This window comes from Citrobacter enshiensis (assembly GCF_029338175.1).
Taxonomy (GTDB): domain Bacteria; phylum Pseudomonadota; class Gammaproteobacteria; order Enterobacterales; family Enterobacteriaceae; genus Citrobacter_D; species Citrobacter_D enshiensis.
Genome location: NZ_CP119862.1, coordinates 2,352,507 through 2,365,624, shown reverse-complemented (window position 1 = coordinate 2,365,624; position 13,118 = coordinate 2,352,507). Strand labels below are relative to the sequence as shown.

General features: G+C 53.6%; 13 protein-coding genes. 5 read left to right on the top strand and 8 right to left on the bottom strand.

The features are described from left to right. Positions 1–21: 21 nt before the first annotated feature. The 3 genes from P2W74_RS11595 (at position 22) to P2W74_RS11585 (ending at position 1,540) form a co-directional block, all read left to right on the top strand. Complete coding sequence (locus tag P2W74_RS11595) at positions 22–735, top strand: GntR family transcriptional regulator (protein WP_276295042.1); 714 nt, start codon at positions 22–24, stop codon at positions 733–735. Between the two features lie 173 nt (positions 736–908). Continuing rightward, the gene (locus P2W74_RS11590) at positions 909–1,220 is read left to right on the top strand and encodes a PTS sugar transporter subunit IIB (protein WP_276295041.1); all 312 of its coding nucleotides are present in this window, start codon (positions 909–911) and stop codon (positions 1,218–1,220) included. Next, positions 1,220–1,540, top strand: a complete 321-nt coding sequence (locus P2W74_RS11585) for a PTS lactose/cellobiose transporter subunit IIA (RefSeq protein WP_276295040.1) — start codon at positions 1,220–1,222, stop codon at positions 1,538–1,540. The genes P2W74_RS11590 and P2W74_RS11585 overlap by 1 nt, the downstream gene beginning before the upstream one ends. A 162-nt stretch (positions 1,541–1,702) precedes the next feature. Here P2W74_RS11585 and P2W74_RS11580 read toward each other — a convergent pair whose 3' ends face one another. The 6 genes from P2W74_RS11580 to P2W74_RS11555 are packed head-to-tail and all read right to left on the bottom strand — an operon-like array spanning position 1,703 to position 7,280. Further along, positions 1,703–2,104 carry a hypothetical protein gene (locus P2W74_RS11580; RefSeq protein WP_276295039.1) on the bottom strand — a complete coding sequence of 134 codons (402 nt, stop codon included), beginning with the start codon at positions 2,102–2,104 and terminating at the stop codon, positions 1,703–1,705. Beyond that, complete coding sequence (locus P2W74_RS11575) at positions 2,080–3,366, bottom strand: phosphatase PAP2/dual specificity phosphatase family protein (RefSeq protein ID WP_276295038.1); 1,287 nt, start codon at positions 3,364–3,366, stop codon at positions 2,080–2,082. The genes P2W74_RS11580 and P2W74_RS11575 overlap by 25 nt, the downstream gene beginning before the upstream one ends. After that, positions 3,363–5,123 (bottom strand): bifunctional alpha/beta hydrolase/class I SAM-dependent methyltransferase, encoded by a 1,761-nt coding sequence (locus tag P2W74_RS11570; protein ID WP_276295037.1) that lies wholly within the window; start codon positions 5,121–5,123, stop codon positions 3,363–3,365. The genes P2W74_RS11575 and P2W74_RS11570 overlap by 4 nt, the downstream gene beginning before the upstream one ends. Beyond that, positions 5,098–5,754, bottom strand: a complete 657-nt coding sequence (locus P2W74_RS11565) for a lysophospholipid acyltransferase family protein (protein WP_412767241.1) — start codon at positions 5,752–5,754, stop codon at positions 5,098–5,100. The genes P2W74_RS11570 and P2W74_RS11565 overlap by 26 nt, the downstream gene beginning before the upstream one ends. 6 nt (positions 5,755–5,760) lie before the next feature. After that, positions 5,761–6,678 carry a phosphatidate cytidylyltransferase gene (locus P2W74_RS11560; RefSeq protein WP_276295035.1) on the bottom strand — a complete coding sequence of 306 codons (918 nt, stop codon included), beginning with the start codon at positions 6,676–6,678 and terminating at the stop codon, positions 5,761–5,763. Beyond that, on the bottom strand, positions 6,675–7,280 hold the full coding sequence (locus P2W74_RS11555; protein ID WP_276295034.1) for a CDP-alcohol phosphatidyltransferase family protein: 606 nt from the start codon (positions 7,278–7,280) through the stop codon (positions 6,675–6,677). Before P2W74_RS11555 ends, P2W74_RS11560 begins: the two co-directional genes overlap by 4 nt. A 293-nt stretch (positions 7,281–7,573) precedes the next feature. Here P2W74_RS11555 and tynA point away from each other — a divergent pair, with 293 nt between their 5' ends. Then, a complete protein-coding gene (gene tynA, locus P2W74_RS11550) occupies positions 7,574–9,835 on the top strand; it encodes a primary-amine oxidase (protein WP_276295033.1) in 2,262 nt (753 codons plus the stop codon). Positions 9,836–10,149: 314 nt separating this feature from the next. Here tynA and P2W74_RS11545 read toward each other — a convergent pair whose 3' ends face one another. Next, a complete protein-coding gene (locus P2W74_RS11545) occupies positions 10,150–11,649 on the bottom strand; it encodes an aldehyde dehydrogenase family protein (protein WP_276295032.1) in 1,500 nt (499 codons plus the stop codon). Between the two features lie 235 nt (positions 11,650–11,884). Here P2W74_RS11545 and feaR point away from each other — a divergent pair, with 235 nt between their 5' ends. Then, complete coding sequence (gene feaR, locus P2W74_RS11540) at positions 11,885–12,793, top strand: transcriptional regulator FeaR (protein ID WP_276295031.1); 909 nt, start codon at positions 11,885–11,887, stop codon at positions 12,791–12,793. On the opposite strand, the gene P2W74_RS11535 is transcribed toward feaR, so the two are convergent. Beyond that, complete coding sequence (locus tag P2W74_RS11535; protein WP_276295178.1) at positions 12,794–13,117, bottom strand: YdbL family probable chaperone protein; 324 nt, start codon at positions 13,115–13,117, stop codon at positions 12,794–12,796. Position 13,118: the final 1 nt, after the last annotated feature.

Below are 13,118 nucleotides of genomic sequence, written 5' to 3'. Positions count from 1 at the left end.
GACAACATTAAGGAAAGGGTAATGACGTCGAAATATATGGCAATTGCGCGGGAAATTAAAAAACGCATCATCAATCAGCAGTATTCGACTACCGAACCATTACCCGATCAGTTTGCGCTGGCGGATGAGTTTCAGACCAGCCGCATGACGATTCAAAAAGCGATGCGCCAGTTGATTATCGAGGGGCTGATTTATACCCGACAGAGACAGGGAACGTTTGTACGCAAGAATTTCCTGCAACTGACACAGGGGAATCTACTTGGCAGCGACTATCTGGGGGCAACCCAGTCATGGGGGCATCTGGGAAAAGTGTCCAGCCGGGTGATCCATTTTGAAATACGTTTCCCCACTGAAAAAGAACAATCGTCATTATTGATAGATGCTGACGCGCCAGTGTATGACTTCATCCGCCTGCGGTTACTGAACGGAGAACCCGTTTCTCTTGATGCTACCGTGATGCCAGCCAGTCTGGTTCATGGCCTGAACCGAAGTCACCTGGAGAACTCTGTCTTTCAGTATGTACAGGAAACGCTCGGGTTAAAAATTATGGGTTCTTACCGTGTGGTTCGTGCGATAAAACCTAATGAATTAGACCAGGAACATCTGGAATGTATGTCAGATGATCCGATCCTGGAAGTTGAGCAGGTTATTTATCTGGAGGATGGCACGCCACTGGAGTATGCGCATTGTCATTATCGCCATGACCATGGTGGCGTCATTATTGTGAATAACTGAATGGCGAACCGCTCTATAGTGGTTCATTGAATGCTCAGAACCACTATTAACTTTTAAGGAGGGATTTAATAACACGCTTTTTCGGCAACATCAAAATACTTAAATAGATCTGGCATACTAATGCCTATCTCATTTTTCAGTATTTCAACCTACAATTTATACAGAGCGTATATATGAAAAACATTATTTTATGTTGTGCATCAGGTATGTCTACCAGTTTGCTGGTTCAGAAAATGGAAAAGGAAGTAAAAAATGCAGGACTGGATATAGCAATCAAAGCAATTTCAGTTATTGAATTTAATGACAATATACAAAATGCTGACCTTTTCCTTCTGGGTCCGCAGGTGAAACATGAATTAAAAAAACTACAGCCTATTGCAGAGTCTGCAGGTAAAAAAATCGCTGTAATTGACATGATGGATTACGGGATGCTCAAGGGTGATAAAGTGCTGGAGAAAGCACTGATATTAATGGACATGAAATAATGGACGATATCGAACAAATAATTATGGAGTTATTGGTGAATGCTGGTGCTGCACGCAGTCAGGCACTTAATGCAATCGCCCAGGCCAAAGAAGGAAATTTCAGCGATGCAGAAAAAGCGTTGGAACAGTCCAGTGATTACGTAAAGCAGGCACATAAAATCCAGACACAATTAATTGGACTGGATGAGGGAAGTGGAAAAATAGCCGTAACACTTATTGTTGTGCATTCTCAGGATCACTTAATGAATGCAATGGTAATACAGGATCTGGCCTGTCATTTCATTGAACTGTACCGTCATCATATCCGCCCAGCATCGTGATATGAATAAAGTCAACAAAATGTCTGTGCAGGAACAGGTATCTCAGTCTCTGGCAATCGGAAACAAAAGGATTCGGTATGAACCTTTTGTTTCCGATTGCCATCCAATATAAATAACCAAGTAGATTCTTAGCGTGCGTTTGCGTTCTGTTGCCCCCAACAACTATAGCAGCGCAATCAGCCAGACCACCCACAGCAATGCAATCAGCCCCATTGCCCTGCGAAATTGTTTAAGCGCCCCCTGACGTCGCTCGCTTAACGTTAACCTTTGCAGCCTTTCGCGCCGCCAGATGAAAAAGAGCGCAACCCCCGCCTGTTCATTATTCTCTTGATTGATCACCGCTAAATAATGCGCATCCAGCCAGACTCGCCAACAGCCAAAGAAAGCGAATCCGCACAGCAATGCGATCACCGCACGGAATATCCCGGCCTGCCCGACAAACACCACCCACATCAGCGGTGGGAGGACAAAAAGCAGCAAGAATCGCCAGCTCGACAGGGTGTGTTGCAGCAGGTGCGACGCTAAATCATCGTCACAAGTTACACTGTCACGCTTATTTTCCATTGTTCCAGTAACTCCAGATGTTCAGGGGTGAAGACCACCTGCGGACGGGCTTCGCGCACACGAGTTACCGCGTGTGCGACGAGCAGTGTCGGGTCGCGCCACAGCAGCCACGCCGCAGCTACCAGTGCGCTACGCGAAAGCCCAAGGGCGCAGTGGACAAGCACGCTTCCGTGCGCGGTGCGTAACGCCTCAAGCGTATTAACCGCCAGACGTAGCGTCACCGGATCCGGGTTCACCAGGTCCAACAGGGGGACGCACTGGTAAGCATGTTCGCGCACGGCGCGTGAACGCGGAAACTCGCTGGTCAGATCCAGTACCGCGCGTGGTGCTGGCGGCGTTCGTGGGTACACGCCCAGAGACACCCCATCCGCAAGCGGGCTGATGGTGGGTAAACGGCGGGTGTAGAGGCGCATAGAAAGCCACATGCCCGCGCGCCAGGGCAACAGCAGCCACCAGGCAGCACCGCTTAACCGCCCTTTTTCCTCTTTTTGCAGCGCGTCGACGCCCAAAACGGCATATGCAAGCGAAACAATCAGCAAGGCAATGGCGGGCCACCACAGCCAGTACGTCACCAGGGTTCCCGCCAGACACACCAGCGCGCCCGCAAAGTAGCGTCCTGCCAGCGTGAGATGTTTTCCGCCAGCCCATTGCCAGCGCCATTTGCCCTGCACGGGGATCAGCCAGTCAATCAGCATACCGACCGCCAGACCCGTTAGCACATCAATGGAGTGATGCTGCCAGGTCGTCAGCACAGAAACCGCGATCAGCAAAAACCAGCCGGTACTTAGCGTCCGCCAGCCGCCGCTCAGATGGCGGTTGAAATGCCGCCACAGCAGCCAGCATAAAATAATATGCAGTGAGGGCGACTGGTTGTAGGGCAAATCAAACTGTTCAAGCTGACCAAATAACCAACCCGCCAGACCGTTAATTTCCGGTCTGACAAAGGTAAAGCGCAGTGGAAACAGCAGGAAACCGGCGCAGGCGATAAGTGACGCCAGCGCCAGTCGCCCCACCAGACGGCGTTGTTCATTCAGCGAAGTGCAAATAAACAACGACAGGCCGTACAGCAGGTCCAGACTCCAGTAGGGAATGATGGTGAACGGCACAAACGGAATATGCCGCTCCCAGTCAAAGACAATGCTGCCAATGCCGTCTCGTCCGGCGGTGAATTGATTGACCTGCCCGTAGGTCAGAAAGAAAAACGGCGCGAGCAACAGCAGCCAGCCGAAACCCTGAACGAAAATGGGGCGTTGAACCGTCATGATGCGCGACGCACCGCCATTGAGACAGTGAAAATGCCCCACTCATCGATCAACTGGGCGCATTTATCGAACCCCGTCTCGTGCACCAGCGCATCCATTTCCCCCTGGGTGCGCACGCGCATCACCCACGCTTTCCCGTCCTTGTGGCTGGTGAGCGACCAGGCGATTGTTTTTAGCTGCGGATGCCAGGGTTGCCCGGTGTAGATCAAAATGCCGCCCGGCTCTATGGCGTCCGCCAGTCCGGCAAGCGAGTTTCGCACCAGCGTATTCTCGGGAAACAGTTCATACAAACCAGAGACAATCCCCAGCGTCGGACGCGGCTCAAGCGAGGCCAGTTCTGTGCGGTTAAAGGCATCTCCCCGTTCAAAACGCGCCCTTCCCGCCATCCCGCGCTGCGCAATCATCTCCTGACCTTTCAGCACGTTCAGCTCGCTGTAGTCGCGCAGCAATATCTCACTCACCGCCGCTTCCCCTTGCAGCGCATCGAGCACGTAGCGGCCGTGACCGGCGGCGATATCAACCACCCGCACGGGCGTTCCCTGCGCGTTCAGTTGCGCGACCGCCTGTTGGATTAGCGTCTGAAGATGGACTTTACGCTGGCGAATGCCTTTCCAGCCGACGCTGTTGAGGTAATTTTTATCAATCAAACGCCCCAGCGCGCTGCTGCCCTGCGGCTGATTGCGATAGACGTAGTCCAGTGTACTGCCCGAGTCAAAACCGGTCTCAAACCCCACCCGAACGCCCGCAGATTGCGTGCCCAGCATCTTCATGCCGTAGCGCAAACTGCGGTAGGCGAGATCGTCGACAGAAAACGGTTCTGGCCCGCCGCTTAATATCCGCCAGTTGTCAGCACCAGGACTCCAGCGGTCTTCGTGACGATAGTCGAAGAATTGCGGCGGCTTCGCGTAGAGCGTATCGATAAAATCGCGCATTTTGTCAAAGGCCAGATGGCGCTCTTTTTCGCCCAGCGTGTCGTGATAAAAACCGGGTAAAACATGCAATTCTTTGTGCGGATTGCGCAGGCGCTGATAAAAATCGATCTGAGGCTGACGATGCACGACGAAATCTTCGCCGGAGACCAGCATCTGTACCGGCAAGGTAATCGCGCCAGCGTCGCTGACAATACGTTCCGCCGTTTTGTAGAGATCGAGCAGGATATTGACAGCAATCGGGCGGGTGATCAGCGGATCCTGATTGAAACTCGCCACCCGCTCGTGATCGTGCGTCAGATACTTGCCTTTGACATAGGAGTTCACGAAGAAAAGTCCGCGCAGGCGATGCATCAGCGCAAGCCCCTGGCGGGCAAACGGAACGTACAACTTCACCTTAAACGCTGGTGATGCCAGCACCATCCCGCGAATGCGTGGGGCATAGTCATGCGCCCAGGTCGCCGCCATCACCGCGCCAACGCTTTGCGCGACGACCACCACCTCTTCCAGAGCCGCCTGGCTGTCGGCAGCGGCAAAACGCACAAACTCATCGACATCCTTCACCGAACGCGCCAGCGACGGACTGTATCCTCGCATCCCTGGTGAACGCCCATGCCCCCGCGCATCCCAGGCGTAAAACGCGGTGTCTGGCATCGCCAGTTCGTCGACAATGTGTTGCAGACGCCCGGAATGCTCGTGCCCGCGATGAAACAGGACAATCACTTTGGCGGCGGTCCCTTCCGTCTGTGCCGGCCAGTGGCGGTAAAACAGTTCGCAATTGTCGCTGGTCAGAAAATGCCGTTCATCCGGCGTGCGATGTGGGTTCATGAGCGTTGTTTCCTGTTGTTTGTTGCTGAAGCGCCAACAGTTGTTGCTTCAGTTCATCCATAAACACGTTTTTCTCGGGATGACAAGGCAGCGCGTCACCCACACAGACGTCAATAAAAAGCGGGAGAGGAATACGATTTCCCCGTGCCATCACCTGTTCTGTTCCGCGCAGCCAGACAGGAATAATCGGAACGTCCGGCACCCGTTGACTCAGATGCCACAGCCCGGATTTCAGCGGCGACAGTTTACCTGGCTCGCCCCGCGTCCCTTCCGGAAAGATAATCAATATTTTGTTGTCGCGAAGCGCCTGTTCACACTGTGCCAGCGGATTGGCTTCCCCTCCCTGGCGAGTGATGGGGATAATATTGATGATATTGAGCGCGAACCAGGCCATCCATTTGTTGCGCAGAAAATAGTCGGCAGCCGCGACCGGATGGATCTGCGCCTGGCGGCGTAACGGAAACAGCGACAACAGTGCAAACACATCCATATGGCTGTTGTGATTTGCCACGATGATCGCCGGTCCGTTTTGCGGTAAGCGTTGCCGATGTTTGACCCGCAGCCCCAGCCACAACCAAATCACCGGCCAGACGATGCTCAATGAAAACAACGTTCTAAGCAGTTTTGTCATCATAGGTTAGTAACAAAAATAACGAATGAAATGAAAGAAGACCGGCGCGGTGAAGATCAGCGAGTCCAGTCGGTCGAGGATCCCGCCGTGACCGGGCAATAACGTACCGCTGTCTTTAACGCCGATATCACGCTTGATGGCCGACATCACCACATCGCCACAGAATCCGGTCACCCCGATGATCACCCCGGCAAGCAGCGCCATCGGCCAGCTTAACGGCGTGAGTAATGGTCCGAGCAACAGCGCCGCCAGCGCCGTGGTGGCCACACCACCCACCAGTCCTGCCAGCGTTTTATTGGGGCTGACTTTCGGCGTCACCTTGATGCGCCCGATGGATTTCCCCCACAGATACTGGGCAATGTCGTTAAACTCCGTTAAACCAACCAGGAAGAGAACCAGTAATGCGCCGGTTTGTTTGTCGTCAGCAGGCAGCACCAGCAGAAACGCGACGTGACTGAAGGCGAACACGGTCGTCATCAGACTCCAGTGAAGCTGTGAAGCGGTACGCAAAAATCCCTGCGTATCACCGGCGATCACCATCCGCGCAGGTAAAAATAAAAAGACATACACCGGAATAAACACTACAAACATGCCGTACCAGCCAATGCCGATCAGCCAGTAGTTAATGGGAATGGCGATAAACATCCACAACAGCGGCATACGATCGGAATGACGAGAAGGTACCAGCGTCAAAAACTCTTTTAACGCCATAAAACTGACGATCGCGAAAAAGGTCAGCGCCAGCCAGCGCGGGCTTAACATCGCCAGCGAAAACAGGATGATAATGACCCACCAGGTGCGGATACGTAACGTGAGCTCGCGCCAGTCTTTACCGGGGCGTAACCACACCAGCAGCATGTTCACCACCGTTGCCAGCGATAACAGAGCAAAAATGACCGCCAGTGATTTTTCCAGCAACATCATTTTGCCCCCTCTTCACGCAATGCGCTCCGGCAACGGTTCACCACCGTCCACAGCAGCAGCGCTATCGCGACCGCCCAGACAAGGTTGTTCCACTGCACAAGCTGAGGCCAGATGGCCAGCGCCAGCCCCCACGCGCCAAACACCAATGCCCTGTCGCTTTTGCCCAACGGACCGCTGTAGCTACGAACACCGTTAATGGTTTGCACCAGCACGCCGCAGAATTCCGTCATCGCGGCACAGAACAGCATCAGCAACACCAGCGGTAGCGAACTGGCGGGCAGAAACAGAAACGGCAGGTAAAGTGCAATGTCTGACACGACATCACCCACTTCATTAAGGATAGCGCCAAGGCGAGATTGTTGATGGCATTCTCGCGCCAGCATACCGTCCAGCGCATTGAGCGCCATGCGGACAAACAGCACCACCGGCAGCAGGAAAAACAGTTTTGGCTCGGGGAAGTAACTCAATATCGCCCCGGTGACCAGGGAAAGTGCCATTGCGGCGAGAGTAACGTGGTTAGCAGTCACATGGCGTCGGTTCAGCCAGAACATCAGTGGACGCAGAAGTGCCTGAAACGCGGGTTTTATCTGATAAAGCGTCATTACCTTTCCCTGATAATTGATAGACTTCCCTATAGTGTATCAAGTATTAACAATGGGCTAACGCTTTTCACCCTGGCGGTGAGTATTTCCGAAATGACTCGCAAAAAAATGATAACAAGTGAACGTCATTGCGGTGAGTCTGCCTCAGGTTGACGGGTATCTGGCAAATCTGACAAATAACCTGGCAAATGCAAGCAAACCATTTCCACTGCCATATTGCTATGTTAGCGATAGATAAACCGCGTGTAAAAGCGGTCATAAACGCAGAACAACACAACAAGACGAGGTTAACTATGGACCTGACTCCCCGCAAAACAGCGCTGGCGTTGGCTGTCGCCCTTCTGTGCTCCTGGCAGTCGCAGGCATTCGCACATGGCAGTGAAGCACATATGCTGCCAATGGCAAAAACCCTGCAGGATTTTGGCGCAGATGTGCAGTGGGATGACTACGCGCAGATGTTCACCATCAGCAAAGACGGCGCTTTCGTTAAAGTTAAGCCGGGAGCGAAAACGGCCATCGTCAATGGTAAATCCCTGACGTTACAGGTTCCGGTGGTGATGAAGAACAAAAAAGCCTGGATCTCCGACGGCTTCATTAATGAGGTTTTTCAGTCCGATCTGGACCAAACCTTCCAGGTGGAGAAGCGCCCCCACCCGCTTAACTCGCTGACCGCCGACGAGATCAAACAGGCCGTCGAGATCGTCAAAGCCTCGCCTGATTTCAAACCGAATACTCGCTTTACCGAGATTTCACTGCGTGAGCCGAACAAAGAGGAAGTCTGGGATTTCGCCCTGAACGGAACCCCGGTTAAACAACCCCGTAAGGCCGATGTCATCATGCTGGATGGTAAAAACATCATTGAAGGCGTGGTCTCTCTGGATGACAAAAAAATTGAATCCTGGACGCCCGTCAAAGATGCCCACGGCATGGTCTTGCTGGACGATTTCGCCACCGTGCAAAATGTCATTAATGGCAGCGAAGAATATGCCCAGGCGCTGGCAAAACACGGCATCACCGACCCGAAAAAAGTGATCACCACCCCGCTGACCGTCGGCTACTTTGACGGCAAAGATGGCTTAAAACAGGATGCGCGCTTACTGAAAGTGATCAGCTACCTGGATGTCGGCGACGGTAACTACTGGGCGCATCCGATTGAAAACCTCGTCGCCGTGGTCGATCTTGAGCAGAAGAAAATCATCAAAATTGAAGATGGCCCGGTGATTCCGGTTCCGTTGACACCGCGTGCGTATGACGGCCGCGATCGCCATGCCCCGACGGTAAAACCGCTGCAGATCGTCGAACCTGAAGGTAAGAACTACACCATTACCGGCGATATGATCCACTGGCAAAACTGGGACTTCCACCTGCGTCTGAACTCGCGCGTCGGACCGATCATTTCAACCGTCACGTTTAACGATAACGGTAAGAAGCGCAAAGTGATGTACGAAGGTTCGCTGGGCGGCATGATCGTTCCTTACGGCGACCCGGACATTGGCTGGTATTTTAAAGCCTATCTTGATTCCGGCGATTACGGGATGGGGACGCTGACCTCACCTATCGAGCGCGGTAAAGATGCGCCGGGCAACGCCGTACTGCTGGATGAAACCATCGCGGACTACACCGGCAAACCGACCGAGATTCCGCGCGCCGTGGCTATTTTTGAGCGCTACGCAGGCCCGGAATATAAGCACCAGGAGATGGGGCAACCCAACGTCAGTACCGAACGTCGTGAGCTCGTCGTGCGTTGGATCAGCACCGTGGGCAACTATGACTACATTTTTGACTGGGTTTTCCATCAGAACGGCACTATCGGCATTGATGCTGGCGCCACCGGGATTGAAGCGGTGAAAGGCGTACAAGCGAAAACGATGCACGATCCGAGCGCAAAAGACGACACCCGTTACGGTACGCTTATCGATCACAACATTGTCGGCACCACCCACCAGCATATTTATAACTTCCGTCTGGATTTAGACGTCGATGGCGAGAATAACAGCCTGGTGGCAATGGACCCGGAAGTGAAACCGAACACCGCTGGCGGGCCGCGTACCAGCACCATGCAGATTAATCAGTACAATATCAGTAATGAGAAAGAGGCCGCGCAGAAGTTCGACCCTGGCACCATTCGTTTACTGAGCAACACCAACAAAGAAAACCGCATGGGCAACCCGGTGTCCTATCAGATCATTCCTTACGCAGGCGGTACGCACCCGGTGGCAACAGGCGCGAAATTCGCTCCGGATGAGTGGATCTATCACCGTCTGAGCTTTATGGACAAACAGCTGTGGGTCACGCGTTACCATGCCGATGAACGTTTCCCGGAAGGCAAATACCCGAACCGTTCAACACATGATACGGGGCTCGGGGAGTACACCAAAGATAACGAGTCGCTGGACAATACCGACACCGTGGTCTGGATGACTACCGGCACCACCCACGTTGCCCGCGCGGAAGAGTGGCCGATTATGCCAACCGAGTGGGTTCATACCCTGTTGAAACCGTGGAACTTCTTTGACGAGACGCCGTCGCTAGGGGCGATTAAAGAAGAGAAATAATGTTGGGAATGTGAAAAACGGCGCGATGCGCCGTTTTTTTTATCCCTGCATAAACACCACCTCCTGTGGTGGCGGTCAGCAACCGATTTTGGCTTTGCCTGATTGTCTATGGATTTCAATCTAACAGAACTGGCGGAGGTTTCTTTTCGGGCGTTTAGTCCGCGAAGTCAATTACACAGGCTATGCAGGTGATTTTTGCGGGGGTAAAAGTGCGGGAGACTAGTACGATTGACTCAATTTCTTGATGATGGATTATCCAGCCTGCAATATGAGATGCCCGGTAAACAACGCGCTACCGGGCATCCGTTCAGAGATTAATAGCGCACGCACACCGACTTGGTTTCACACCAGCCGTCCAGCCAGTCAGGACCGAAATCACGCCCGGTGCCAGACTGTTTCATTCCGCCAAACGGCAGGTTGGCATCGATCAGCGTATGGCTGTTAACCCACACTGTTCCGGCCTGTAAACGGTCGGTATATTCCAGCGCTTTGCTGATATTTTGCGTCCAGACACTCGCTGTCAGACCGTATTCCGTATCGTTCGCCAGTTGAAGCGCTTCTTCGCCATCCGCCACGCGTACGAGGTTAACGACCGGACCGAACACTTCTTCTCGCGTCAGGCGCAGTTTCGCATCCGGGTTCACCACCAGCGTCGGCGTCACGTAGTACCCTTTCGCGTCCGGTACAGCCGTGCCAGAGATAAGCTCCGCATGGTTAGCACGAGCATCGTCAAGGAAGGTCTGTACTTTGTCGCAGTGCGCCCTGGAAACCAGCGGGTTAATCTGCGCCTGTAGCGACATCCCCGGCCCGATGGTCAACGATTTGACGGCCTGCTCAAAGCCACTGACCAGCGTGTCAAAAAGCGGGGCTTCAATGTAAATGCGCGAACTGGCCGCACACACCTGCCCCTGATTCAGGAAGCTTCCGGTCATCAGACCTTCAATCACCCACTGCGGGTCGGCATCTTTCAGTACAATCGCCGGGTTTTTACCGCCTAATTCCAGCGTCACGCCGGTCAGCCGGTCTGCCGCCGAACGCGCGATGTTTTTACCCGTCGCCGTTGAGCCCGTAAAGCTGACTTTCGCGATATGCGGATGGGTGGTTAGCGCTGCGCCGCACACGGCACCGCTGCCGGTCACCACGTTAAAGACGCCATCCGGGATCCCCGCTTCTGTCGCCAGTTCCGCGACGCGCAGCAGCGTGAGCGGCGTGGTTTCAGACGGTTTGATAACGATTGAGCATCCCGCCGCCAGCGCAGGCATCACTTTCCACATGCCGATCATCAGCGGGAAGTTCCACGGCACAATCCCGGCGACCACCCCCACCGGCTCTTTACGCGTCCAGGCCTGATAACGCGCGCCTTGCGGTAGCGGAATCGAAAGATCCAGCGTTTTACCGGCAATTTTGGTCGTCAATCCGGCGGTATAGCGCATCCAGTTCAGCGTGCAACCGACTTCGAAGGCCCGGGCAATCGCGATCGATTTCCCCTGCTCCAGCGTTTCGAGCTGTGCCAGTTCCTCGCTGTGCTGTTCGACCAGATCGGCGAAACGCAGCAGGATTCGCTCACGTTCAGCCGGTAATTTTCCTGCCCAGGTGCGAGAAACAAAAGCACGCCAGCCGGACATCACCGCGCGATCGACATCGGTGACGCTGGCGTCCGCCGTTGAGCCAATCACCTCACCGGTGGCCGGGTTGTAGAGACTAAGCCGCTTATCGCCATCGGAGGGCGTCTGGCGCCCATCAATCCAGAGCCCATGCTGCCTGTCCAGAAAGTGTTGTACCGCTGCGAGGACGGTGACCTGTGTATCAGACATACATTCTCCTTAGTGTTGCAGGTTGTCCAGACAGTGTATGCCGCCTTCACGAAACCGGCTTTTTGCTCTGTGACAATCGCTTTGTTTGCTGTGACAGGCTCCGCAAATACCAAGAATAACCCCTACAAACGCTATGCCCGGCGAGCGTTATTTCCTATAGTCACCCACAACGCCCTTGCTATTTGCAACATTAACGCAACAGAAATAAAACAATGCATAAGGCAGCGAGATAAAAATGGCTGGTGTGAGCGAGAAAGACCAATATGAACAGTGGCTGGCGCAGATCAATCAGGTTTGCGGCAGCTTTGCCGCCCGCCCATTGGCGGGAGAATTTGTTGGCGAACTGGAATCAAGTTTTGCTAACAATCTGAAGTTGAGCACGGTCACGGTGGGAGGGGTAAATCTGTTCCGAACCCGCCAGGAAATTAAGCACAGCAATGACGCCTGGTTTTATACCGTGTTCCAGCTTGACGGTAAGGCCGTCATGGAACAAGACGATCGCCAGATTGAACTTGAAACCGGCGACATTACGCTCATTGATGCCTCGCGCCCCTGCTCTTTTTACTGGCCGGCAAAAGCCCGTCAGGTTTCACTGTTGCTGCCACGGCAGATGCTCGAACAACACTTTCGCTTTCAGGAAGTCAGCTGTGCGCAAAAACTCTCGCGGGATCTGCCCACCGTGCAACTGAGCCACCGACTTTTGCAGGAAAGCATGAGCAACACGGGCATGAGCGAGACGGAAAGCGAAGCGGCGCTGGAAGCGATCGTGTGTCTGTTACGACCAGTCCTGCAACAGCAGGAGACCTTGCAGCCGCGTAAAGAGCGGCAGTTTCGCAATGTATTGTCGCTGATCGACGCGCATATTCAGTCAGAAACGCTACGCCCGGAATGGGTCGCCACCGAGAGTGGTATGTCGGTACGCAGTTTATACCGCATGTTCGCGGATAAAGGTCTGGTGGTGGCGCAATACATTAAAAATCGCCGTCTTGATCTTTGCGCCCAAATGCTGCGTACGGCCAACGGAGAAGAGAAGCTGGCGGGCATTGGCTATGCCTGGGGATTTGCCGATCATAGCCATTTTTCGACTGCCTTTAAGCAACGCTTCGGCATTTCGCCAGGAGAATACCGTAAGCGCTATCGCTAATTATTTTTTCATCCATTTACCGTTGATGCCCTGAACATACTCGCCGGGCTTCGCACGTTCGACCAGCTTCTGCCCGGCCATCTTCGCCACCTGATCAACCGAAATATGATTGGTTTCAGCCAGTTGCTGATAGCTGGCGCTGCGCGCCTCATTGATCTTTGTCACCAGCGTTTGTGTTTCCGCGTCGTTTTTCAGCGCAACCAGATAGCCATTCAACGTTTCCCCAACGCGCCCCTGCGTTCGGGCATCGTTGAGGGTCAACGCCATTACATTGCCGCTCAGCAAGCTCAGAATAAGCACAGTCAGTGTTAGCTGTTTTTTCATC

Bases quoted from the DNA above. Each gene is read 5' to 3' on its own strand.
- P2W74_RS11595 (WP_276295042.1), top strand. From the start codon at position 22: ATGACGTCGAAATATATGGCAATTGCGCGGGAAATTAAAAAACGCATC.
- P2W74_RS11590 (WP_276295041.1), top strand. From the start codon at position 909: ATGAAAAACATTATTTTATGTTGTGCATCAGGTATGTCTACCAGTTTG.
- P2W74_RS11585 (WP_276295040.1), top strand. From the start codon at position 1,220: ATGGACGATATCGAACAAATAATTATGGAGTTATTGGTGAATGCTGGT.
- P2W74_RS11580 (WP_276295039.1), bottom strand. From the start codon at position 2,104: ATGGAAAATAAGCGTGACAGTGTAACTTGTGACGATGATTTAGCGTCG.
- P2W74_RS11575 (WP_276295038.1), bottom strand. From the start codon at position 3,366: ATGACGGTTCAACGCCCCATTTTCGTTCAGGGTTTCGGCTGGCTGCTG.
- P2W74_RS11570 (WP_276295037.1), bottom strand. From the start codon at position 5,123: ATGAACCCACATCGCACGCCGGATGAACGGCATTTTCTGACCAGCGAC.
- P2W74_RS11565 (WP_412767241.1), bottom strand. From the start codon at position 5,754: ATGACAAAACTGCTTAGAACGTTGTTTTCATTGAGCATCGTCTGGCCG.
- P2W74_RS11560 (WP_276295035.1), bottom strand. From the start codon at position 6,678: ATGATGTTGCTGGAAAAATCACTGGCGGTCATTTTTGCTCTGTTATCG.
- P2W74_RS11555 (WP_276295034.1), bottom strand. From the start codon at position 7,280: ATGACGCTTTATCAGATAAAACCCGCGTTTCAGGCACTTCTGCGTCCA.
- tynA (WP_276295033.1), top strand. From the start codon at position 7,574: ATGGACCTGACTCCCCGCAAAACAGCGCTGGCGTTGGCTGTCGCCCTT.
- P2W74_RS11545 (WP_276295032.1), bottom strand. From the start codon at position 11,649: ATGTCTGATACACAGGTCACCGTCCTCGCAGCGGTACAACACTTTCTG.
- feaR (WP_276295031.1), top strand. From the start codon at position 11,885: ATGGCTGGTGTGAGCGAGAAAGACCAATATGAACAGTGGCTGGCGCAG.
- P2W74_RS11535 (WP_276295178.1), bottom strand. From the start codon at position 13,117: ATGAAAAAACAGCTAACACTGACTGTGCTTATTCTGAGCTTGCTGAGC.